This is a genomic window from Novosphingobium cyanobacteriorum, from assembly GCF_029436685.1.
Taxonomy (GTDB): Bacteria; Pseudomonadota; Alphaproteobacteria; order Sphingomonadales; family Sphingomonadaceae; genus Novosphingobium; species Novosphingobium cyanobacteriorum.
The window spans coordinates 62,704-84,308 of sequence record NZ_JAROCY010000016.1 but is presented as its reverse complement, the minus strand read 5'-3'; the positions used below and the strand labels follow the sequence as shown (position 1 = coordinate 84,308).

Below are 21,605 nucleotides of genomic sequence, written 5' to 3'. Positions count from 1 at the left end.
GGGGAGTTTTGAGATGAGAATGCAATCAGGTCGCAAGTCGCAATTCCTGCGCGCCCTCGGCGTCACCACCATGCTCGCCGGCATGAGCCTGCCCGCCATCGCGCTGGCGCAGGAGGCACCCGCCGTCGAACCTGCCCCCGCCGATGCACCGGCCGCGGGCGAAGGCTTCACCGAAATCGTCGTCACCGCCACGCACCGTTCCGAAAGCGTGCAGAAGGTGCCGATCTCGATGCAGGCGCTCAGCTCGGATGCGCTTGAACAGCGCCAGGTAAAGGGCCTGTCCGATTTCGCCGCGCTCCTGCCCTCGGTCTCCTTCGCCGGCATCGGCCCGGGCCGCAACACCGCCTATTTCCGCGGCATCGTTCCCGCCGGCGGTACTTACGCCTCGGTCGGCTATTACATCGACGACATCCCGATCACCGGCACCGGCGTTCCCGATATTCATGTCTATGACGTTGAACGGATCGAGGCCCTTTCCGGTCCGCAAGGTACCCTCTTCGGCGCAAGCTCGCTAGCCGGCACGATCCGCTTCATCACCAACAAGCCCAAGATCGGCGCCTTTGAATTCGGTGCTGATGTCGAAACCAACAAATACGGCAAGGGTGCTTTCGGCGGCCAGATTCAGTCCTATGTCAACGTGCCTGTTAGCGACACGCTCGCCGTAAGAGCGATGGGATACTATCGCAAGGACGGTGGCTACATCGATAACACGCCCAATAACGGCAAGTTCACCGATAGCGTTTGCACTCGGACGCTCGACAGACAACCTGGTTGCTCATCAACGCTGCAGTTGGGTGATGACAACAATGACACTCCTGAGGATGATAACCCGTCAACGTTCTACTCGCTGAACAACTCAGCAATTGCGCGCAAGGATTACAATCCGATCTATGAATACGGTGGCCGGTTCACCGCCTTGTGGGAACCAGCGACTGACTGGTCAATCATGCCCAGCGTCACTGCGCAGCGCCAGATCGCCTACGGCTACTTCGGCTACGATCCGCGCGTGGGTGACCTGCAGGTTCACGATTATGACCTGACTCGTCAGGACGACAAATGGTATCAAGCCTCGCTGGCCATTCACGGCCACATCGGCGATTTTGATCTCGTCTCGGCCACCGGTTACTTCAAGCGTCGCACCAACCTGCGCAACGACTACACCTACTATACTGTCACTTACGATGGCTTCACCAATGGGTATGAATCCTACCTGCAGTTCTTCGACAAGTCTGGCTGCACAGGCTCGGGTGTCACGCTCAAATGCACCAAGCTGATCAATCCTACGCAGTTCTTCCACGGTGACACACACCGCAACAAGTTCACCCAGGAACTGCGCCTGACGACGCCGAAGTCCTGGCCGTTCGACGTTACGATCGGCGGCTTCTATCAACGACAGAAGCAGGAAAACAACACTTACTACGCCATTCACGGGCTTGACCAGATCGTCGGCTACACTGCTGCGGGCGGCGGCATCGACAACCCCGCCGGCTTTGGCATTCCCGAGGCGCAAGGCGGCACCATGGTGCTGGGCAGCCCTGCCGTGAAGCAGGATGGCTTCTACATCATCGAGAGCGACCAACTCTACCACGATACTGCGGTCTTTGCAGAAGCGCACTACAACATCACGCCCACTCTGAAGGCGACCGGCGGCATCCGCTACTTCTGGACGGACTACGAGACCACGGGCTTCGCCGGGGTCGCTGCGTCGGCGCTCAACCCGCCGTCGATCTTCCTGCCCAGCCTTGGCGATCCGGGCTACACCGGCGGCTGCCCGCTGCCGCTGCCGGAAGAGCGCCTGCAGTGCCGCAACATCAACCGCCTCGATCCCAAGAGCATCGGTCGGTACAAGGAACAGGGCGAGACCCACAAGGTCGCGCTCGATTGGCAGTTCACGCCGGACAAGATGGTCTATTTCAACTACTCGACCGGTTTCCGCCCGGGTGGTTACAACCGTCCGCTTCGCATCCGCGCCACGGAAACCACGCCTTCGTTCGTCGCGGCGGCGCCCGGCTTCAAGTCTGAAAAGCTTATCAACTTCGAGCTTGGCGTGAAGACAACCTGGAACAACATGTTCCGCTTCAACGCTGCCGTGTACCTCGAAAAGTGGAACAACATTCAGTACGGCGTGGTTGTCGCCGGGGCCCAGGGCGCAGGCTACACCGGCAACGCCGGCAAGGCCGAGGTCAAGGGTATCGAATACGATGCCGACCTGAAGCTGGGCAAGGTCACCATCAGCAGCTCCGGCGCCTTCAACGACGGCAAGCTGAAGGGCAACTTCTGCAACTTCACGGCGGACCCCGTTTCCGGCTCGATCAAGCAGTTGGACAGCTGCCCAAGCAACACCGGCGTGGGCGGCAACATCAACAACTCGGCCATCGCCGCCGTCGATGGCACGCGCCTGCCTCGCCAGCCCAAGTTCAAGGGCACCACGTCGATCCGCTATGACACCGAGTTCGGCGATATGAAGACGTACTTCCAGGTGGCTGCTCTTTATCAGACCAGCGCCACGCAGGATCTCAACGTCTTCAATAACAACCTGCTGAACTGCCCTGACCAGGCAGACACGCTTGAAACGGCCTGCGCCACGCCCGGCTTCGTCAGCTTCGATCTGGCGGCCGGCGTCAAGAAGGACAACTGGTCGCTCGACCTCTTCCTTCAGAACGCCTTCGACAAGCGCGGGGTGCTCACCACCAACACATTCTGCTCGATCACCTTCTGCGCCGGCTCCGCGCGCAACTTCCCCATCAGGCCGCAGTTCTTCGGCATCAGGATGGGCGTGAAGTACTGATCTGACCGTTCTACCCTGACTTGAAATCATGCCTCCCGTGCCCCGGCACGGGAGGCGCCTTTTTATGCGCGGCAAAGAAAAGCCCTCTCCCCTTCAGGGGAGAGGGTTGGGAGAGGGGCAAGCCGCCCGCACCAATTCTCAGGCATTCGCGCTGCAGATCAGCCCGGCAGCAGCCCCGCCGCCATCAGCCCGCACACATTCGCCGTGGCAAAGCTCACCCCATGCAGGTTGCGCCGCTGCGGCACGCCGGGGATCGGACGGGGATGGCCGCTGGCATGCCAGGCACCGTCCGCAAACCGCGCCTCCTCGCGCGGCATGTCCCAATCCAGTTCCACCGCCACCACGCCTTCCACGCAGCCGGGCCAGCAGGCATCCTCGCCCACCCGGCGCGGCGCCACGATCTGTGCCGAGCATCGCGCCACCGCCGCGGCAAAGTGTGCGGCATGGGCCGGATTGGTCGTCCCCAGGCTCAGGTTGATCAGGTTCGCACCCATCGCCGCCGCCCGGTCGATCGCCACGATCAGTGCGCGCGGAGACGCCCGCAAGCCATCGTGGAACACCCGGATCGGCAGGATCAGCGCATCGGGCGCCTTTTCCTGGATCGCCGCCGTCACCGCCGTGCCATGGCCCAGCCGGTCCTCGCTCGCGCCGCTGCCTTCCACCACCGTGCCATCAGCCAGCACGGCCACGCCCGGCAGCAGCCGATCCGCCACGATGTGTGGGTGCGATGGCTGCACCCCGCTGTCGATCACTGCAATTCGCATGGGTTCAGGCATGCTCGGGCAGGCGCTCGGTCACGCTAGCCTCGCCATCCTTCAGCGTGACCACCATGTCCGCCGCCTCGGCCAGCGCCGGCTTGTGCGTGATCACGATCAGGGTGGCTTCGGGCAGCGCGGCACGCAGCCCCTGCACCACCCGCGCCTCGGTACCACTGTCCAGCGCCGCGGTCGGCTCATCCAGGATCAGCACGGCCGGCTTCCTCAGCAGCGCTCGCGCCAATGCGATGCGGTGGCGTTCCCCGGCGGAAAGCTGAAGTCCCCGTTCACCCACCGGCGTTTCCAGACCTTGCGGCAGGCGGGCGATCAAAGGCCCCAGCCCGGCATCCCGCGCCGCCGCAGCCACCGCTTCGGGCGCAGCGTCCTCCACCGCAAAGGCGATGTTGGCGGCGATGGTCATGTTGAACAGCGTCGGGCTCTGGTCCACCAGCAGCACGGTGCGGCGCAGGTCCGCCAGCACGATGTCGCGCGCATCCACCCCGTCAAACAGCACCCGGCCGGACTGGGGATCAAGGAAGCGGACGAGCAGGTCCGCCAGCGTCGATTTGCCCGCTCCGCTCTCGCCCAGCACGGCGCAGAAGGCGCCGGCGGGGATGGTGAGGTTGAGGCCCTTGAGATTGGCCTCGCGACCATGGCTGAAATGCACGTTCTGCAGCTCTAGACCCCCTCTCAGTCCGTTTAAGGGTGTCCTCAGTCCTTCTCCACTTACGTCCGCAGGCGTGTCGAAAAGCTCGAAAATACGGGCGAGCGACACCCGCGTGGAGGCCAGCGTGCTGCCAAGGCCAAGCAGCGACTGCACCGGCGCGAACACTCGCCCGTGATAGGCCATGAACGCCACCAGTGATCCAATCGTCTGATATCCCTCGATAATCCGCCAGCCGCCATAGAGCATTACCGCGCTGGTCGAGGCGGCCAGTAGCGTGCCCGGCAGCGCGCCTGCCATGAAGCTTGCCACCTGCATCCGCAGCATGGTCTGCACAAAGGCCCTGTTTCTCCAGGAAAAACGTTGTATTTCATGCTCTTCGGCACCCAGCGCAGCAATCGTGCGCATGCCCATCACGGTATCCACCAGCAAGCTGCCCAGGTCCGCGCCGCGCTCGCGCATTTCCCGGGTGATGTTCACAAGCCTTTGTTGCAGCTTGATAAATACCGCCACAGCAAAGGGCACCAGCACCGATCCCACCAGGAACAGCCGCCAGTCCAGCCACACCATCATCGCCACGCAGCCCACCAGCGCGAAGACATTGCCCAGCGCCGCCAGCAAGCTGTCCCCCGCAGCGCGCTGCACGTCAGACACATCGCTGTTGATCCGGCTCATCAGGTCACCCAGCCGGAATCCACCATAGAATCTGGGGCTTAGGGTCTGCAGATGGCGCAGCAGGGCGACGCGGATGTCATAGAGCATGCCCGCCGAAAGCTGCACGTAGCGATAGCTCGCCGCGATATTGAGAACGTAGCCGCCGAGCGTAACGCCGACCATTGCCCCCGCGATCACCGCCAGAGCCGTCAGGTCCCGCTTCATAAGCGCCTGATCGATCATCATTTTCGAAAGATACGGCTGCACCAGCCCGACCGCCGTGGCGGCAAGGCTGATCAGCAGCACCACCGCGAACCGGCCGCGATAGGGCTTCAGCCACGGCAGCAGCCGGCGATAAGTCCGCCATTCCGCCACGGGCAGGGATGGAGGCTGATTCAGGCTGCTTTCTCCCGCGGGATCAGGCGGTTACCCTGCAGCACGAAGCGTGGGTCACCCACGCGTGCGAGGAAGCGGGTGCACCAGGCGTGCCCTTCGGCCACTGCATCGGCCTGCGCCAGCCACCAGGTAGTGCCACCACCGCTGCGATAGAACGGCAGGCTGACCTGAAGATGCCGCCGCATGGCCGCCACCATCATCGCATTGTAATGGCCCAGCAGAAGATCGGCGTCCTGCCCCTCCGCAATGCCGGCGACGACCGCCGCGGCAAGGATCGCGGCGCGCGCAGCGGTGGCGGTGCCATCTCCGCAGATCGGATCGAACGCAAGTGCATGATGCCCGAGCGCGAGGAAATCCTCGCCCACAAGGACCTGCAGCATTCTCGGCGCGGTCTCAAAGCGGGCGACGACCGGGGAGAGCGACGCGACCGATGACGCAACGAGCGGCGCGGAGGCCAGCAGGGCATCGGGATCGCCACCCACACTCAGCAGCCAGCCCGCCCCCTGCCCCTGCGGGATCAGGAACAGCCACCCGGCCTCGGTCGCCTCCACCAGCGCGGCGTGCGTATCGGCAGTAGGTGCAAGCTGGACAGGAGCCGCCGCAGCCGGGCGGGAGCCGAAGCGCAGCATTGCCTCTTGCGGGAACGGCGGCACCGTGTGGACAGTGAATGCAGCCTCGCCCGCCTGCAGGGTCGGTTGCGGCAGGGCAGCGGCCAGATCCACGCCGGAAATCGCCAGTGCGCGGTGCGGCACCACGGCAGGATCGCCCCCACCCCAGCGGACGATGCGGCGGTCGATGCGGTGCGCGGCGGAAAACAGGGGCTTGCGGAACAGGTCGGACAGCAGGCCCACCGCCTGTTCGCCCAGCATCACCACCGGAGCAGAGCCGCCGTAAGCGCCCTGCCCACCATCACCGAAAACCGGGAAGTTCTCACCCGCCAGAACATGCACGAAGGCTGCGGCGGCGATGCCGCTGCCGTGGAGCGCAACCCCGGCGGGCGAGCCCCCCCTCATTTCAGGATAAGCATTCCGGCCATGGTGGCGTCGGCGGCGAGATCCCAGGTCTTTTCATACTTCATCGTGGCGGCGTCATAGACCTCGATGTCATAGCTGGCGCCATAGATGTAGAGCTTCTTGCCATCGGCCGACATGCCGAACTGGAAGCGCGAACGGCAGGGGAATTCCACCTTGTCCTCCAGCTTGGCCGAAGGCATTTCGAACTTCCAGAATTCGCAGCGCTTGTTGCCGATATTGCCATTGGTGACGACGGTATAGGCGGTCTTGCCATCCGGAGTCAGTTCCAGCCCGGTGATCGCGGTGGTGACCGGGCCGATCGGCGTGAAGCTGAACTTGCGGTGGTTCAGGTCAAAGGTGCCGAGCCCGAAGACCTTGTTGTGCACCCAGGGGTCGGACGCGCGGCGCAGCTGGTGCGCACGGATTCGCTGGGAATGTTGGTTTCGTCGATCACGCGCTTTTCGACGAGGTACATCACCGGCTTCGCCTCTTCAGGGGCAAGGCCGTGGCTGTTCGACAGGTAGCGCACGATGTGACGCGCTTCCTCGGGCGTGACGGCCGCGCCGTTCAGCTTGACCATGCGCTTGATCGCCTGGTCCCAGCCTTCGGGCGTGGTGCGCACCCACGAAATGCGCGAGAGGTTGCCCTTGGCGTCAGCCGTGTGGCACGCGCCGCACTTTTCCTTGGTCAGCGCGTCGGTAACCGGGATGCCTTCCTCGGTCTCGCTCGGCTCTGCCGCCATGGAGGACTGCTGCCCGGTGACGGCGGTGGCGGTGCCGAGACCGGCGGCCCCGATCAGCAGCAGCGTGGAGAAGCGACGGAACAGGCTGGACCGGCCGGCGGCGTTTGAATCCGGGAAAGGCATGCGCGCGAAATCCCCCTGCATGATTTCGGGAACCGATGAGTCGTGCGGTTCCGATGGGGGAAGTCTTGACGGGTGTCCAAGATTCGTCAAACGCTTTGTTGCAGTGCAAAACACCCTTTTAAGCGGTGGCGTTGCAGCGGCCTTTCAGCCTAGGTTGAGCGGCAGGGAACGGAGCCGTTTTCCAGTGGCGCGATAGATCGCATTGGCCACCGCGGGGATCACCGGGGGCAACGCCGGTTCGCCAAGGCCGGTGGGCGGGAAGTCGCTCTTCACCCATTCCAGCGCGATCTCCCCCGGCTTGCCATCCATGCGCAGCAGCGGGAACTCGCCAAAGTTTTCGGCGGTGACGCGGCCCTGTTCCTGCACGATCGGCTGCAGCACCAAGGCCTGTGCCAGCCCTTCGATCGCCGCACCCTGCGACTGGTGCTCGGCGTTGATCGGATTGATGATCTGGCTGCCGATGTCGCCGGCGATCCACACCTTGTCCACCTTCACCGCGCCATCGGCCACGGTCACATCAGCCACCTCGGCAAAGTATCCCCGGTGGCTGAAGTAGAAGCCGAAGCCCCGGCCCTTACTTTCATTGGCCTTTCCGGGCGTGGTGGATGGCTTGCCGGTCCAGCCGGCCAGCTTCGTCACCGCATCGATCACCGCACGGGCGCGGCCGGTGTGGAACACCAGCCCCTGCCGCTCGGTGGGCAGTTCGCGCGCCGGGCCCAGCGTGCGGCGCATCAGTTCGGGCAGGTCGGTGCCCGCCGCCTCGGCCAGTTCGTCCATGAATGACTGGAACACGAAGGCCAACGCGTTGGACGAAGGCGCCCGCAGCCAGCCGGTGGTGAGGTTGGTGGCAAGGAAGGACTGCCCCATGTGCACGTTGGGCAGCACCGGCGCAGGGTATTCGGTGGAAGAAAGCTCCGCCGCGCGGATCGCCTTGCCGTCGGCGCCAAAGGTGATGAAGTGGTCCTTGAACGCCACGACCTGCCCCTGCGCATCCAGGCCGGCGGTAAAGCGATGCCAGCCCGCAGGGCGGTAATAATCATTGCGCAGGTCGTCGGTGCGGTCGAACAGCAGCTTCACCGGCTTGCCCGGCAGCGCCTTGGCCACTTGCGCGGCCAGCACCATGTAGTCGTTCATCAGCCTCCGGCCAAAGCCGCCGCCGATGCGGGTCATGTGGATGGTCATCGCCTCGGGCGCGATGCCCAGCATGGCGGCCACGTCCTTGCGGCCATTGCCGGGGTTCTGCGTGGGCGCCCAGAACTCCAGCTTGCCATCCGCGTGCCACAGCGCAGTGCAGTTCTGCGGCTCAAGCGTGGCGTGGGCTAGGAAGGGGTAGCTGTAATCGGCGGTGATGACCTTGGCCGCTCCGGCGAGCGCCGCATCGGCATCGCCCGCCTTGAATATGGTGGCGGCCGGCGCCTTGGGCAGCAGGTCTGCCGCCGCCCTGGCATAGCCTTCGGTAGAGAAACCGTCCTGCGCGGCGGTGTCCCATTCCACGGACAGCTTCTCGCGCGCCTTGTGCGCGGTCCACCATGAATTGGCGACCACGGCCAGCGCGTCCATCTTGCCCGCAGGGCACTGGCCGCTGCTGATCGGCACAACCGCGATCACGCCGGGCACGGCGCGCGCGGCGGCGTCATCCACCTTGGCCAGGGTGCCGCCGATGGCAGGGCACTTGACCAGCGCGGCATGGACCATGCCGGGCAGGCGCGTATCTATGCCGAACAGCGGCTGCCCGCTGACGATCTTCGGCACATCGACACCCTTCTTGGACTGGCCGATGATGCGGAACGCGGCCGGGTCCTTCAAAGGCACCTTGGCGAGGTCGGGCGCGGTTTCTGCCGCCGCCGCCCTGGCCAGCGCGGCGTATGTGGCGCTGCGCCCGCCTGCCTTGTCGAGCACACGGCCCGCCTCGGTCGAAAGCGTCGCGGCATCCACGCCCCACTGCCTGGCCGCCGCCGCAACCAGCATCGCCCGCGCCGCCGCGCCGGCCTGCCGCATGGGCAGCCAGTTCATCGGCGTGGCCGTGCTGCCGCCCGCCACCTGCGGGCCGTACTTCGCCTGGTCGGCGTCGGTCTGCTCGATCCGCACCTGTTCCCAGCTGATGTCCAATTCCTCGGCGATCAGCATCGGCAGCATCACCTTCACGCCCTGCCCGATCTCCGGATTCTTGGCGCCGATGACCACGCTGTTGTCCGCCATCACACGGATGAAGGCGTTGAGCGTGACCGGTTCCGGAAGCATCGGGCTGGCGGCGAAGGCCAGCTGCGCCTCAAACGTCAGCGTGGCGCCACCGGCCAGCGAAGCGGCGATGAACGAGCGACGGGAAAGCGTGGGCGCGTTCATCAGGCCTGCTCCAGCCCGGCGGCCTTGCGGATCGCCTTTTCGATGCGGACATAGGTGGCGCAGCGGCAGATGTTGCCGTTCATCCCGCCAAGGATGTCATCGGCACTCGGCTTGGGCGTCTGCGTCAGCAGCGCGGTGGCCGACATGATCTGCCCCGCCTGGCAATAACCGCACTGCGGCACGTCAATGTCGAGCCAGGCCTCGACCACCTTCTTGCCCACGGGCAGCGCGGAAACGCCCTCGATCGTGGTGATCTGCTTGCCCGCCGCATCGGCGATCGGCGTCTGGCAGGATCGCACCGCCACGCCATCCAGAATGACCGTGCAGGCCCCGCAAAGCCCCGCCCCGCAGCCGAACTTGGTGCCCGGCATGTCCAGATCCTCACGCAGAACCCACAGCAGCGGCTTGTCGCCCTCTGCCTCCACCATGCGCTTCTTGCGGTTGACGGTGATGGGGATCGCCATGGTGCGCGCTTTCGATACCATTTTGGAGGGACGAGCCGAAATGTTGGACAGGCTTCAAGTATTGGTCAAGTTCGTTGTTGCCATGCAGCATGCTCCGTGCTTTGCCGGACGGCAGGAGACGACTGCATGCTGGACAAGGTTGCCGCAGCAAAGGACGAAGGGGCGCCCGCGCCTGCCGGCCGCCCGGGCACCTATGCCCGCGGCACAGAGACCGTCGATGCGATCCTGAAGGCCGCGCTGACCGTGCTGATCAATGAAGGCGCCGCCGCCTTCACCATCCGCCGGATCGCGGCGGAATGCGGGATGAAGGTGGGGAACGTTTCCTACCACTTCCCGCGCAAGGAAATGCTGATCCAGACGCTGCTGGACGAACTTCTGGTCAGCTATGACAAGACGCTGGAAAGCCGCGTGCGCCAGCCGCATCTGAGCCCGGAAGAAAAGCTGCGGCTGATCATCGTGATCTGCCTTGAAGATATCGCAGGCAAGCGCACCACGCGCCTGTTCACCGAACTGTGGGCGCTGGCCAACCACAACGCCTTCGTGGCTGACCGCGTGCGAGCCTTCTACCAGAGCGTGCACGATTTCATCGGCGAGGTAGTGGCCGAACTCAACCCCGCTCTCTCGCCCGATGACGTGCACACCGTGGCACTCTACATCAGCGCCTCTATGGAAGGGACCACGCCCTTCACCGGCTTTGACAAGCCGTGGGCGGCCAAGATGCCGTCAATCACCCTTGTTGCGACCCATGCGCTGGTCCAGCTTGCCAAGTCGATCACCCCGGAACAGATTGCCGCCCTGAAATAAGGGCCTGCCGATAAGGACATGCGCCCGTCGGGAGCTTGGCCTGGCAGGCGGCGCGCGCCCGCAAGAGGCGCGGCATGCAAAGGGTAGTCGTGAATGCGTTGGCGTGCGCGATCGCTGGTTCTCGGCCTTGCCGCGCCTTCGGCGGCCGCGATCGGCTGCCTGCAGCCCGGGATAGACCCTGTCTTCCTGGCGCTGCTGACCCACGCCAATGGCCTGCCCGCGGAGTGGCATGGCCTCGTCGTCGGCGCCACCCAGGGCGGTGCGGCGCTGGGCGCGCTTGCAGTCTGGCGGCTTGGCGCCGCGCTGCCTCATCGGGCCGTGATGGCGGCGGCACTTTTCGCCATCGCCTGCAGCCTGTTGACCCCGCTTGCTGGCCCCGGAACCGCGACGCTGGCGGTGCGCGGCGGTTATGGCACTGCGATGGGCGTGGTCTATGCCCATGCCATGGGCGCCTATGCCGCCCGTGCGCCCAACCGCGCCTATGCCGCCGTTTACCTGGCGCAGCTGCTGATCGCCACGCTGGCCTCGGCCCTGCTGCCCGAAGCGGCATTGCTGATGGGGGAAAAGGGCGCCATCGCCCTGCTCGCACTTGCGCCAGCCTGCGCGTTCCTGGCGCTGCTGGCGACGAAACCCACATCGGACAGCCCCCCCGCCGAGGCCCACCGCGCTGTCATCCCTCTCGCTGGCTGGGCCCTTGCCGCCGCCACCTTCTGGTTCATCTGCGCCACCATGCTGGTTTGGAGCTTCACCGCCGCCCTGGCCGGAGAGGCCGGGCTGCCTGACCGCACCATCGGCCATGCCGTCGCGATCGGATCGGTGGTCGGCGTGCTGACCGCCATCACCGTCATGCGCGAAAGCCGGATCGTACCGGTGCCGCTCACCGCGATTCTCTCGCTGCTAGGCCTTGCCTCCCCTCTGGCAATGACCCGGCCGGGCGAGGATGGCCTGTTCATCCTCTCGGTCATCCTGCTGAACATCGGATCGACCGCCATCATCATCCGCTGTTCGGGCATGGCCAGCGCGGCCAGCATGGATTCGCGCTTCCGCACCTTCGTCGCCTGCACCCATGCGCTGGGTACGATCGCCGGCCCGCTGGCAGGATCCGCGCTAACCCACGTCTTTGGATTGGATGGCCTTCCGGCAGGTGTCGCCTTTGCCGGGGGTGCCGGCGTGGCCATGATCGTTCTCGCCTCGCTTCGCACGGCCAACCCTTTTTCAGGCAAGGACCCCCAGCCCCCCTTCGCAGATGCGAAAGGCGCTTGACTAAACTAGGACACGCGTCAAAAGTTGTGATCGCACATTGAAGCGCCGCCCGGGAACGCGGCGCACAGGCAGGCGAATCAAGGGGGCAGTGCCACAATGAAGTCCGCAGCCAAGGCGAAGCTTTCTGCCGCGCTCACCGCGCTGGCGCTCGGGTCCGCTCTGGGATCACTGACGGCCAGCCCGGTCATGGCCAAGGCTTCGGTCGAGCCCGAGGAATCGGACGTCAATACGCTGCCCGCCGCCACCAAGAGCTGGTTCTTCGTGCAGCGCGGCTTCGTGCTCAGCGGCACCAGCATCTATGATTCGGCAACGGGCAAGCTGCTGGGCCAGGTGGAGACCCCGATCCTGAGCGACATGGCGCTCGACCCTCTGGGCAAGGCGTACTACGTCTCGCAGAGCATCTGGACCAAAGGGTCACGCGGCACCCGGCAGGATTACATCACCATATACGACAGCACCGCGCTCAAGGTTCAGGCCGATATCGACATGCCGGGCCGCCTGCTGGTGGGTGGGCGCAAGAACAACTTCATCGTCAGCGAAGACGGCAAGTGGGGCTTCGTCTACAACTTCAGCCCGGCCTCCTCCGTCAATCTCATCGATTTCACCAAGCGCAAGTTCGTCAAGACAATCGAGCTGCCCGGTTGCGCAGACCTGATCCCGAACCCCGGCGTCGGCTTTTCCGCGCTGTGTTCGGATGGATCGATGGCCACGGTCTCGGTCATGGGCGCGAAGCCGGCGATCACGCACACCGCGCCGTTCTTCGAGGCGACCAACGATCCGGTGTTTGACAACCTGGCCTATGACAAGGGCCGCAAGCAGGCCGTGATGATGACCTACACCGGCCTGATCCATATCGCCTCGATCTCGGCCACGCCGACCATTGCCCCCGCCTTCTCGATCCAGGAAGCCGCCGGCATCCGCAAGGGCGAGACCAAGCCGCTGGAAGTGAACTGGTATCCGGGCGGTGGCCAGCCAATGGCCTTGCACCGGCCCAGCGGTCACCTCTTCGTGCTGATGCACAAGGGCGAATACTGGACACACAAGGAAGGCGGCGAGGAGGTCTGGGAAGTCGATCTCGCTGCCAGGAAGGTGGTCAAGCGCCTGATGGTCGAAGGCAAGCCGCGCTCGATCGAAGTGACGCAGGAAGCCTCTCCCAGGATCATCACCGCGGGTGAGGACGAGGCGGTGCGCGTGATCGACCCGGCCACCGGCAATGCCACCTACACCATCGAGCACGCAGGCGGCGGTCCGATCACGGTGATCGAACCGTGACCAGCGCCATGGAAGCCGGCCTCGCCACGGGAGGCCTCGTCGCCTCCGTTGGCGTGGGGCTGGTCTTCCTGCAGGCCGGCCTTGCCAAGGTGCGCCATCGCGAACTGGTGCCCGGCGTGGTCGCCAACTATCGCCTGCTGCCCGATGCAGCGGTGGCGCCATTCGCGGCGGCCCTGCCTTTCGTGGAGCTTGGCCTGGCGGTGGCGCTGCTTGCCGGCCTGCGCGTGGCCGCTCCGGTTGCGGCCGCGATGCTGGTCCTTTTCGCGCTGGCGATGGAGATCAACATCCGTCGCGGTCGCAGCCATATCGATTGCGGGTGTGGCCGATCGCAGCTGCGCCAGCCCCTTTCGCGCCTGCTGATCGGGCGCAATCTCGTGCTTGCGGCGCTTCTGGCGCCCCGCCTTCTGCCGGCGCCATCACCCACCCTGGCCACGCTGGCGCTGGCGGCCGCGGGCGGAACGGTGCTGTTCGTACTGTACCTGCTGTTCAACGGTCTGGCGGCGCTCTCCGCCTCGCCGCTGTCCGCTTCCCGGAGATAAGCGATGTTGACGACGCTGATCGTTTCGCAGGTGATTTCATGGATCGTGATCCTCGTGCTGGGTGTGGCCATGCTTGCGCTCGCGCGGCAGGTGGGCGTGCTGCACATGCGCGTGGCCCCGGCCGGCGCGCTGACTACCGCGGGCGGCCCCAAGGTGGGCGCAACCGCCCCGGCGATCCCGGCCAGGACCATTGATGGCGCGGCGGTCACCGTCGGCGGCGCGGCGCCGGGCGCGGCGCTGCGGCTGCTGATGTTCGTTTCGGCCACCTGCCCGCTGTGCAAGAACCTGATCCCCATGGCCAAGAGCTTTGCCCGCGATGAACGCGTGCAGCTGGTGTTCGTGGGGGATGACAGCGAACAGGTGCAGCGCGGCATGATCGAAGCGCACGGCCTTTCAGGCTATCAGTTCATCAACGGGCCCGATGTCGGCCAGGCCTTCGAAGTGGGCAAGCTCCCCTATGCGGTGCTGCTCGATGCCGATGGCGTGATCCTGTCAAAGGGGCTGGTGAACAGCCGCGAACATCTCGAAAGCCTGGTGATCGCGCACGAAATGGGCGTGCGCAGCGTGCAGGATTATATCAAGGGCATGAAGGCCGAGCTGGCCTGATCGGCCGCATTGGATTGGACAACAGGGGATTTGGCGATGAAGAAGTTCGATCCTGACGCGCTGGGCGAAAAGATGCTGCGGCGCTTCGCCGGCGGCACCTCGCGCCGCGGGATGCTGGCGCGCTTTGGCGCGGCGCTGGTGGCGGCGCCGGTGTTCCCGCTGCTGCCCGTCAGTCGCGCGGAAGCAGCCAAGCCCGACCGCTCGCCCGAAACGAAGACACTGTTCGCCCGCACGGCACAGACCGCTGACGACACCAAGTGCAACTACTGGCGTTACTGCGCGATCGACGGTTCACTGTGCACCTGCTGCGGCGGTGGGGTCCACACCTGCCCGCCGGGCGCTGAACCGTCCCCCGTTTCGTGGGTCGGCACCTGCATCAATCCGGAAGATGGCAAGGCCTATCTGATCGCCTACCGCGATTGCTGCGGAAAGGCTTACTGCGCGAAGTGCGATTGCAACAACACCGATCGCGAAACGCAGCTCTATACCCCGCAATTGAACAACGATATCATCTGGTGCTTCGGCACCACCAGCATGGAATACCACTGCTCCACAGCGGTTCTGGTGGGTGCGGCCTGATCGGATCTGACAATGAAGAAGGGGTTGAAGGTAGCTTTTGCGGGTCTTGCACTGGCGGTTGCATTTGCCGGGCACGCCGCGCCTTCGCAGCCCGATCCGGCCTCGATCCTGGTCGATCCGGAACAGGCGAGGATCGATTACATCGAAAACTGCGCCGGCTGCCACGGTGTGAAGGGCGATACCGTACCGGCCAAGCTGCCCGAGCTGCAGGGCCGGGTCGGCTGGTTCATGTGCACGCCCGAGGCGCGCGCCTACCTGATCCGCCTGCCCAACGTGGCGCACAGCCGCATCGCCGACAACGATCGGCTGGCCGACATGATGAATTATGTCGTCTTCGTGCTGGGCCAGGGCAGCGCGCCTGCAGGGACCAAGCCGTTCACCACGCAGGAAGTGGCGTATGAACGGCAATTCGCCCTGTCTGACAAGTCGCTGACGGCCGAGCGGCTGCGGCTGGCGAAGCAGGTGGTGAAGACCTGCCACGCGCCTGAATCGATCAAGCTGCTCTACCCCGGCGAGACGCAGTGATCGCTGCTTTCCCCGCGGATGCCCTGCGCCTGCTGGCTGAAGGCGCGCGGGCAGGCGTGGCGGGGACGCTGGTCACCCTCACCGCCATCGCAGGCTCTTCCTCCCGCAGCATCGGCACGCAGATGGCGGTGCTGGCGGACGGCCGCACGGTCGGCTCCTTCTCCGGCGGTTGCGTTGAACGCGCCGTGATTGAAGAGGCACAGGCCGTGCTGGAAGGCGGCGAACCGCGCACGGTGCGCTATGGCTCAGGCTCACCCTATATCGACCTGCGCCTGCCCTGCGGCGGCGGGATTGACCTGCTGTTCACCCCGCGGCCCGATTCCGCTGCCATCGATGCGGTTCTCGCCGCGCTGCATCGGCGCGAGGCCGCAGTGCTGGACCTCGGCACATGGCGGCAGGAATATCGCCCCGCGCCCCGCCTCCTCGCCTTCGGCCATGGCGAGGATCTGGTCGCACTGGTCCGCCTGGCGCGCGCATGGGGGCTGGAAGTCGAAGCCTTCGCCCCCGAAACCGACCTGCATCGCACCGACGGCATCCGGCCGATGAAGATGCGCGAGCGCCTGCCCGATGTGGCGGGCGATGCCTGGACCGCGGTGACTTTCCTGTTCCACGATCGTGACTGGGAAGAGTTCCTGCTGCCACAGGCGCTGGCTCTGCCGGCGTATTATCACGGCGCCGTAGGCAGCCGTCGCACCCACCGCGCCCGTGTGCAAACATTGCGTGCTGCGGGCGTGCCGGAGGGTCGCATCGCGGCGCTGCGCGGCACCATTGGCCTGATCCCCGGCACGCGCGATCCGGCCACGCTGGCGCTCTCGATCCTGGCCGAGGTGGTGCAGGACTATCACGCCTGCGCCGGTGCGCGGCAATGGACCGGGCACGCCGTCGCACATGTCCTCTGACCTGCGCGGTATTGTGCTCGTCCTGCTCGCAGCAGGGCGCAGCGAACGCTTTGGTGTCGGCAAGCTTGGCGCCATGCTGGCCGGCGAGACCGTTCTTGCCCGCACCATGCACCAGCTGGCCCCACTCCCCTTTGCCGCCCGCATCGCGGTGATCGCCCCCGGATCGGCCCTTCTGGACAGCTACACCTGCCTTCCGCTCGATCCGCCCGATGCCCCGCAATCGCGCTCGCTGGCCCTCGGCGTCGCCGCCGCGCAGGCCACCGGTGCGCGGGCGGCAATGATCGCGCTGGCAGACATGCCGCTTGTTCCCACCAGCCATTTCGCCGCGCTCGCCTCTGCATTCGATGGCGATCGCATCGCCAGCAGCCACGGTGACCTGCGCCTGCCCCCGGCGATATTCGGGTCACAGCACTTTCCGGCCCTGATGGCGCTTTCCGGAGACCGGGGTGCCGGCGCGCTGCTGCATGATGCCCCGCACTTCCGCCTTCCGCCCGACGCGGAACTGGATATCGACACGCCCGGGGATCTTGCCCGGGCCGAAGCCCTGCTTGCCACTACGAGGATCGCATGAACGCCATTCCCAACCGCTCGCTGATCGAGATCGACCGCGACCACCTGATCCACCCGGTCATGTCCTTCCGCGGCCATGAAAAGGCCGGCGTGCGCATCCTTGAATCCGGCAAGGGCATGTGGCTGACCGATGTGGACGGGCGGCAGCTGCTCGATGCCTTCGCCGGGCTGTGGTGCGTGAATGTGGGCTATGGGCAGGACAGCATCGTCGAAGTCGCCACCGAACAGATGCGCAAGCTGCCCTACGCCACCGGCTTCTTCGGCTTCGGCTGCGAAGCGGCAATCCAGCTTGCGGGCGAACTGACCGCGCTCGCCCCCGCCGGTCTCGATCACGTCTATTTCACCCTCGGCGGGTCTGACGCGGTGGACAGCGCCATCCGCTATATCGTGCATTACATGAACGCCACCGGCCGCCCGGAAAAGAAGCAGTTCATCGCGCAGGTCAACGGCTACCACGGCTCTTCGAGCACGGGCGCAGGCCTCACCGCGCTGCCGCACATGCAGCGCGGCTTCGACCTGCCCTTGCGCTGGCAGCACCACATCCCCTCCCCCTTTCCCTATCGCCACCCTGCGGGCGATGACCCGCAGGCGCTGATCGCCGCCAGTGTTGCCGCGCTGGAAGCAAAGGTTGCCGAACTGGGCGGGTCAGACAAGGTCGCGGCCTTCTTCTGCGAACCGATCCAAGGCTCGGGCGGTGTCATCGTGCCCCCGGTCGGCTGGCTCAAGGCCATGCGCGAGGCCTGCACACGGCTCGACATCCTGATGGTAGTGGACGAGGTCATCACCGCCTTCGGCCGCACCGGGCCGATGTTCGCCAGCAATGCCGAGGGCGTCTCGCCCGATCTGATGACCATGGCCAAGGGCTTGACCGGCGGTTACATGCCGATGGGCGCGGTGATGTTGGCCGATCACATCTACCAGGGCATCGCCGATGGCGCGGCAGAGAGCATGCCGATCGGCCATGGCTACACCTATTCCGCCCACCCGGTCAGCGCCGCGGTCGCGCTGGAATGCCTGCGGCTTTACCAGAACGGCCTGCTGGCCAATGGCGAGAAGACCGGCCTGCGCTTTGCCGAACACATGGAGCGGGTGAAGGACCACCCACTGGTGGGCGACGTGCGCTGGCGCGGCATGCTCGGCGCGATCGAACTGGTCAACGACAAGGCGGCAAAGACCAACTTCGCCTATGACCTCGACATCGGCGGCAGGCTGGCGCAGCTCAGCTGGAACGAAGGCCTGATCGTGCGCTGCTTCGCCAACGGCGGCCTCGGCTTCGCCCCGGCCCTGTGCTGCACCGAAGGCGAGATGGACGATATCTTCGCCCGCGTCCACACCACCCTGGACAAGCTGCTGGACTATCCGGACGTGCGCGCCGCCATGGCGTGATTGGACCGATCGCGCCCGGCGAACGATCCCGCAAGCGCGATGCCCAGCACCACAAGGCTGCTAACCAGTTCCACCCGCGATCCGGGGCGGAAGGCCATCGCCGCCAGCACTGCCCCCATCGCGGCAAAGGTCACCCACGCGCCATAGGGGTGCCACCACATCAGGATGGTCGCTCCCTGCGTGCCAGCGCGCCGCCGCATGGCCAGCTGTGACAGGCACACGAACATGTAGATGAAGATCATCAACGCGCCCGATGCATTGACCAGATAACTGAACACCAGCTCGGGCGAGAGAACGGAAGCGGCCAGCGCGGCATAGGCAAAGGCGCTGGCGATCAGCGTGGAGCGCACTGGCACCGCGCTGCGGCTCAGCGGTGCCAGTGCGCGCGGCGCATCGCCCTTGTCCGCCAGCACGTAGAGCACGCGGGATGACACATACATGCCCGAATTGAGGCACGAGGTGACCGCCACCAACACCAGCAGGTTCATCAGGTCCGCCGCATGGGGAATGTGCATGGCGTCCAGCGCCTGCGCGAACGGCGATACCCCCGCCTTCACCGCATTCCACGGCATCACCGAAACGATCAGTCCGATCGAAAGCACGTAGAACAGCAGGATGCGCGTGGCGATGCTGGCGGTCAGCTTGGCGATCACCTTGGCCGGCTCGTGCGCCTCGGCGGCGGCCACCGTGGCGATCTCCGCGCCGCACAGCGCAAAGATCACGCTCGTCACGCCGGCAATCGCCGCACCCCAGCCCTTGGGCGCAAAGCCGCCGTGCGCCACCAGGTTGCCAAAGGTCGGTCCGTTCGGCGATGTCAGGCCAAAGGCCCAGGCACCGGCCACCAGGATGAAGCCGATGATCGCCCCCACCTTGGTCAGCGACAGCCAGAACTCGAACTCGCCATAGGACTTGGCCGAAAGCAGGTTCACGCCCGTCAGCCCGGCCAGCAGCACCGAACCGATCAGCCACACCGGCATCGCGGGGATCCAGCCGTGGATGATCACCGCCCCGGCAATCGCCTCGATCGCCACGACGACGACCCAGAAGTACCAGTAGAGCCACCCGCAGACGAAGCCCGCCCGGTCACCCAGCCCCAGCCGCACCAGTTCGGTGAACGATCCCGCGCCGGGGTGGCGGCTGGCCATCTCACTCAGCATGCGCATGACCAGCAGGATCACCGTTCCGGCCATGGCATAGCTGACCAGCACCGCCGGCCCGATCTGCGAGATCGATGTGCTCGATCCCACGAACAGCCCCGCCCCGATGATCCCCCCGATGGCGATCATCGAAACGTGGCGTGATTTCAGCGAGGCGGCAAGGCCCGAAGGCCGGTCGGCATGGTGGGCGGTCAAGCAGTTGTCCCCGATATTTCAGTCATGCAGTCTGGCCACGCCCACCGCCACGGTCAACGCGAATAGACCAGTTTTCCGCCAACGAAGGTCATGTCCACCTTGCCGTTCAGGAAGACGTCTTCCGGCGCGGTCAGCGGATCGAACGGCAGCACGATCATGTCGGCCAGCTTGCCCGGTTCCAGCGTGCCCTTCTCGGCCTCCTCGCGAGAGAGGAACGCACCGTTGGCGGTATACATGCGGATCGCCTCGGCCCGGCTCACCGCTTCCTCGGCGCCGTGCACCGCCCCGCTCGGCCCCCGCCGGGTGATCGCGGCATAAAGCCCCACCAGCGGCCCCACCGGCAGGTTGTCGCTGGAAAACGCGGTGAAGATGCCGAACTTGTGCGCCGGCGTGTGCACCGGGTTGTTGTGCGCCAGCCGCCAATCGTCCAGCACCTGCATGTACCGGTCTTCCAGGTTGTAGAGGAAGTTCGGCTGCTGCGCGATCCAGATCGAATGGCTCGCCATTTTCGCCATCGTCTCGTCGGGCGGCATGATGGTGAAATGGTCGGTGAACCAGCGCCTGTCCTCCATCTTGTGGTTGGGATCGGGAATGGCGTCGAGCGATTTGGCATAGGCGTCGATGGTCTGCACGATCGCGGCATCGCCAATGCAGTGCAGGCCCAGCTGCCAGCCCAGCCGGTTGGCGGTATCCACCATGTCCTGCAGTTCGGCATCGGTGAAGCGGCCCTTGCCGCGGAAGCCAGGCTGCCCCTTGTAATCGGCCAGCAGCCACGCCGTCGGCCCGGTAAAGCCGCCGTCCACCGCGCTTTCGCCAATCGCGCCCAGCCGCACGCGGTTGTCGCCATATCCGCTGGTGTGGGGGAAGGCCTTCAGCCGCTCCGCCCCGGGATAGGAGATGTACATGGTCACGCGCGGCAGATCCGCGCCATATTCGGCATAGATCTCGCGCGCCCGGCGAAAGGTCATGTTCGGCCCGCCGAACAGGTCGCCGTTCTTGGTCGGCTTCACCCCGCCCTGCCCTACCGGCTCGTCGTCGATGGTGCCACTGGCGTCCCAGAAGCTGGTGATGCCCAGCGCCAGGATGCTTTTCAGCCACGCGACATAGGGCATCTTCATTTCGGCCCAGGTCGGCTGCGGGATGAACTTCTTCACCAGGTCAAAGCGTTCGCGGATGATCCCGTTGGGCTCGCCGCTGGCGTCATGCTCGATCAGGCCTGATTTGGGATCGGGCGTGTTGCGGTCGATCCCCGCGATCTTCAGCGCCATCGAGTTGGACACCGACGAATGCGATCCCGCGCGCGTCAGCATAACCGGGTTGTTCGGCGCCGCCACATCCAGGTCCGCGCGGGTAAGGTTGCGGTTTTCCGCCAGGTTCGATTCCTGCCAGCCATATCCGGTGATCCACTTGCCCGGCCCCAGCAGCTTGGCCTTTTCGCGCAGCATCGCCTGCACTTCGGCCACGGACTTGGCCTGCGCCACCGGAATGTCGGACGGTGCCACCGGAAAGGGATGCAGGTGCGCGTCGATGAAGCCGGGCATCACCGTGCGCCCGCCCAGATCCACCACCTTGGCCGCGTCAAACTGCTCCAGCAGGTCCTCGCCCCCGGTGGCAACGATGCGCTCGCCCTTCACCGCCACCGCCGTCTTCACGGTGAAGTCCCTGTCCACCGTCAGCACGCGCGCGTGATGCAGGATCAGGTCCACCTGCTCCTTCGCCAGCGCAGGCGAGGCAAACGCCACCGCCATCGCCGCACCCGCCAGAAGCCGCTTGATCATATCACCCCCAAAGCAATTCCGAATTCAGGACACTCGTCCAATAATGCTAGCGCGGCTCTCGGCGTAAGCAACCAGGCGCAAGCACCTTTG

The 21,605-nt window shown here is 65.5% G+C and carries 20 protein-coding genes; 11 read left to right on the top strand and 9 right to left on the bottom strand.

Annotated elements, in window-relative coordinates; all coding sequences use genetic code 11:
- Positions 1 to 13 precede the first annotated feature (13 nt).
- On the top strand, positions 14 to 2,788 hold the full coding sequence (locus POM99_RS16210; protein ID WP_277279528.1) for a TonB-dependent receptor: 2,775 nt from the start codon (positions 14 to 16) through the stop codon (positions 2,786 to 2,788).
- A 158-nt stretch (positions 2,789 to 2,946) separates the two neighbouring features.
- Here the strand turns inward: POM99_RS16210 and POM99_RS16205 are convergent, their stop codons facing one another.
- The 7 genes from POM99_RS16205 to POM99_RS16175 all read right to left on the bottom strand — a co-directional run bounded on the left by POM99_RS16205 (position 2,947) and on the right by POM99_RS16175 (position 9,942).
- The gene (locus POM99_RS16205) at positions 2,947 to 3,564 is read right to left on the bottom strand and encodes a S8 family serine peptidase (RefSeq protein ID WP_277279527.1); all 618 of its coding nucleotides are present in this window, start codon (positions 3,562 to 3,564) and stop codon (positions 2,947 to 2,949) included.
- The gene (locus tag POM99_RS16200; RefSeq protein ID WP_277279526.1) at positions 3,557 to 5,236 is read right to left on the bottom strand and encodes an ABC transporter ATP-binding protein; all 1,680 of its coding nucleotides are present in this window, start codon (positions 5,234 to 5,236) and stop codon (positions 3,557 to 3,559) included. The genes POM99_RS16205 and POM99_RS16200 overlap by 8 nt, the downstream gene beginning before the upstream one ends.
- Before the next feature lie 20 nt (positions 5,237 to 5,256).
- Positions 5,257 to 6,270, bottom strand: coding sequence for a hypothetical protein (locus tag POM99_RS16195; protein ID WP_277279525.1), 1,014 nt, complete (start codon positions 6,268 to 6,270; stop codon positions 5,257 to 5,259).
- The gene (locus POM99_RS16190; protein WP_277279524.1) at positions 6,267 to 6,656 is read right to left on the bottom strand and encodes a YncE family protein; all 390 of its coding nucleotides are present in this window, start codon (positions 6,654 to 6,656) and stop codon (positions 6,267 to 6,269) included. Before POM99_RS16190 ends, POM99_RS16195 begins: the two co-directional genes overlap by 4 nt.
- Positions 6,617 to 7,135, bottom strand: coding sequence for a hypothetical protein (locus POM99_RS16185; RefSeq protein ID WP_277279523.1), 519 nt, complete (start codon positions 7,133 to 7,135; stop codon positions 6,617 to 6,619). Before POM99_RS16185 ends, POM99_RS16190 begins: the two co-directional genes overlap by 40 nt.
- 144 nt (positions 7,136 to 7,279) lie before the next feature.
- The gene (locus tag POM99_RS16180) at positions 7,280 to 9,478 is read right to left on the bottom strand and encodes a xanthine dehydrogenase family protein molybdopterin-binding subunit (RefSeq protein WP_277279522.1); all 2,199 of its coding nucleotides are present in this window, start codon (positions 9,476 to 9,478) and stop codon (positions 7,280 to 7,282) included.
- Positions 9,478 to 9,942, bottom strand: coding sequence for a (2Fe-2S)-binding protein (locus POM99_RS16175; RefSeq protein WP_277279560.1), 465 nt, complete (start codon positions 9,940 to 9,942; stop codon positions 9,478 to 9,480). The genes POM99_RS16180 and POM99_RS16175 overlap by 1 nt, the downstream gene beginning before the upstream one ends.
- A gap of 126 nt (positions 9,943 to 10,068) precedes the next feature.
- Here POM99_RS16175 and POM99_RS16170 point away from each other — a divergent pair, with 126 nt between their 5' ends.
- The 10 genes from POM99_RS16170 to POM99_RS16125 all read left to right on the top strand — a co-directional run bounded on the left by POM99_RS16170 (position 10,069) and on the right by POM99_RS16125 (position 18,385).
- Positions 10,069 to 10,746, top strand: coding sequence for a TetR/AcrR family transcriptional regulator (locus POM99_RS16170; RefSeq protein ID WP_277279521.1), 678 nt, complete (start codon positions 10,069 to 10,071; stop codon positions 10,744 to 10,746).
- Positions 10,747 to 10,839: 93 nt separating this feature from the next.
- Positions 10,840 to 12,009, top strand: coding sequence for an MFS transporter (locus tag POM99_RS16165; protein WP_277279520.1), 1,170 nt, complete (start codon positions 10,840 to 10,842; stop codon positions 12,007 to 12,009).
- Between the two features lie 96 nt (positions 12,010 to 12,105).
- Positions 12,106 to 13,281, top strand: coding sequence for an amine dehydrogenase large subunit (locus POM99_RS16160; protein ID WP_277279519.1), 1,176 nt, complete (start codon positions 12,106 to 12,108; stop codon positions 13,279 to 13,281).
- Positions 13,278 to 13,820, top strand: a complete 543-nt coding sequence (locus tag POM99_RS16155) for a MauE/DoxX family redox-associated membrane protein (RefSeq protein ID WP_277279518.1) — start codon at positions 13,278 to 13,280, stop codon at positions 13,818 to 13,820. Before POM99_RS16160 ends, POM99_RS16155 begins: the two co-directional genes overlap by 4 nt.
- A gap of 3 nt (positions 13,821 to 13,823) precedes the next feature.
- Positions 13,824 to 14,426, top strand: a complete 603-nt coding sequence (locus POM99_RS16150; RefSeq protein ID WP_277279517.1) for a thioredoxin domain-containing protein — start codon at positions 13,824 to 13,826, stop codon at positions 14,424 to 14,426.
- 36 nt (positions 14,427 to 14,462) lie between these two features.
- Positions 14,463 to 15,005, top strand: coding sequence for a methylamine dehydrogenase light chain (locus POM99_RS16145; protein WP_277279516.1), 543 nt, complete (start codon positions 14,463 to 14,465; stop codon positions 15,003 to 15,005).
- Between the two features lie 12 nt (positions 15,006 to 15,017).
- The gene (locus POM99_RS16140) at positions 15,018 to 15,530 is read left to right on the top strand and encodes a cytochrome C (RefSeq protein ID WP_277279515.1); all 513 of its coding nucleotides are present in this window, start codon (positions 15,018 to 15,020) and stop codon (positions 15,528 to 15,530) included.
- The gene (locus POM99_RS16135) at positions 15,527 to 16,429 is read left to right on the top strand and encodes an XdhC family protein (RefSeq protein WP_277279514.1); all 903 of its coding nucleotides are present in this window, start codon (positions 15,527 to 15,529) and stop codon (positions 16,427 to 16,429) included. The genes POM99_RS16140 and POM99_RS16135 overlap by 4 nt, the downstream gene beginning before the upstream one ends.
- Entirely contained in the window at positions 16,419 to 17,000 is a 582-nt protein-coding gene (locus tag POM99_RS16130) for a nucleotidyltransferase family protein (RefSeq protein ID WP_277279513.1), read from the top strand. The genes POM99_RS16135 and POM99_RS16130 overlap by 11 nt, the downstream gene beginning before the upstream one ends.
- Positions 16,997 to 18,385 (top strand): aminotransferase class III-fold pyridoxal phosphate-dependent enzyme, encoded by a 1,389-nt coding sequence (locus POM99_RS16125; protein ID WP_277279512.1) that lies wholly within the window; start codon positions 16,997 to 16,999, stop codon positions 18,383 to 18,385. The genes POM99_RS16130 and POM99_RS16125 overlap by 4 nt, the downstream gene beginning before the upstream one ends.
- Here POM99_RS16125 and POM99_RS16120 read toward each other — a convergent pair.
- On the bottom strand, positions 18,355 to 19,737 hold the full coding sequence (locus POM99_RS16120; protein ID WP_277279511.1) for an amino acid permease: 1,383 nt from the start codon (positions 19,735 to 19,737) through the stop codon (positions 18,355 to 18,357). The genes POM99_RS16125 and POM99_RS16120 overlap by 31 nt on opposite strands.
- 53 nt (positions 19,738 to 19,790) lie before the next feature.
- Positions 19,791 to 21,515: an amidohydrolase gene (locus tag POM99_RS16115; protein WP_277279510.1), complete on the bottom strand. Its 1,725-nt coding sequence runs from the start codon at positions 21,513 to 21,515 to the stop codon at positions 19,791 to 19,793.
- Between the last annotated feature and the right edge of the window lie 90 nt (positions 21,516 to 21,605).

What these genes read in the sequence shown, in the direction of transcription:
- POM99_RS16185 (WP_277279523.1), bottom strand. Translation starts at nt 7,135, where the DNA reads ATGCCTTTCCCGGATTCAAACGCCGCCGGCCGGTCCAGCCTGTTCCGT.
- POM99_RS16145 (WP_277279516.1), top strand. Translation starts at nt 14,463, where the DNA reads ATGAAGAAGTTCGATCCTGACGCGCTGGGCGAAAAGATGCTGCGGCGC.
- POM99_RS16170 (WP_277279521.1), top strand. Translation starts at nt 10,069, where the DNA reads ATGCTGGACAAGGTTGCCGCAGCAAAGGACGAAGGGGCGCCCGCGCCT.
- POM99_RS16205 (WP_277279527.1), bottom strand. Translation starts at nt 3,564, where the DNA reads ATGCCTGAACCCATGCGAATTGCAGTGATCGACAGCGGGGTGCAGCCA.
- POM99_RS16160 (WP_277279519.1), top strand. Translation starts at nt 12,106, where the DNA reads ATGAAGTCCGCAGCCAAGGCGAAGCTTTCTGCCGCGCTCACCGCGCTG.
- POM99_RS16195 (WP_277279525.1), bottom strand. Translation starts at nt 6,270, where the DNA reads ATGAGGGGGGGCTCGCCCGCCGGGGTTGCGCTCCACGGCAGCGGCATC.
- POM99_RS16140 (WP_277279515.1), top strand. Translation starts at nt 15,018, where the DNA reads ATGAAGAAGGGGTTGAAGGTAGCTTTTGCGGGTCTTGCACTGGCGGTT.
- POM99_RS16175 (WP_277279560.1), bottom strand. Translation starts at nt 9,942, where the DNA reads ATGGCGATCCCCATCACCGTCAACCGCAAGAAGCGCATGGTGGAGGCA.
- POM99_RS16115 (WP_277279510.1), bottom strand. Translation starts at nt 21,515, where the DNA reads ATGATCAAGCGGCTTCTGGCGGGTGCGGCGATGGCGGTGGCGTTTGCC.
- POM99_RS16130 (WP_277279513.1), top strand. Translation starts at nt 16,419, where the DNA reads ATGTCCTCTGACCTGCGCGGTATTGTGCTCGTCCTGCTCGCAGCAGGG.
- POM99_RS16180 (WP_277279522.1), bottom strand. Translation starts at nt 9,478, where the DNA reads ATGAACGCGCCCACGCTTTCCCGTCGCTCGTTCATCGCCGCTTCGCTG.
- POM99_RS16125 (WP_277279512.1), top strand. Translation starts at nt 16,997, where the DNA reads ATGAACGCCATTCCCAACCGCTCGCTGATCGAGATCGACCGCGACCAC.
- POM99_RS16165 (WP_277279520.1), top strand. Translation starts at nt 10,840, where the DNA reads ATGCGTTGGCGTGCGCGATCGCTGGTTCTCGGCCTTGCCGCGCCTTCG.
- POM99_RS16150 (WP_277279517.1), top strand. Translation starts at nt 13,824, where the DNA reads ATGTTGACGACGCTGATCGTTTCGCAGGTGATTTCATGGATCGTGATC.
- POM99_RS16210 (WP_277279528.1), top strand. Translation starts at nt 14, where the DNA reads ATGAGAATGCAATCAGGTCGCAAGTCGCAATTCCTGCGCGCCCTCGGC.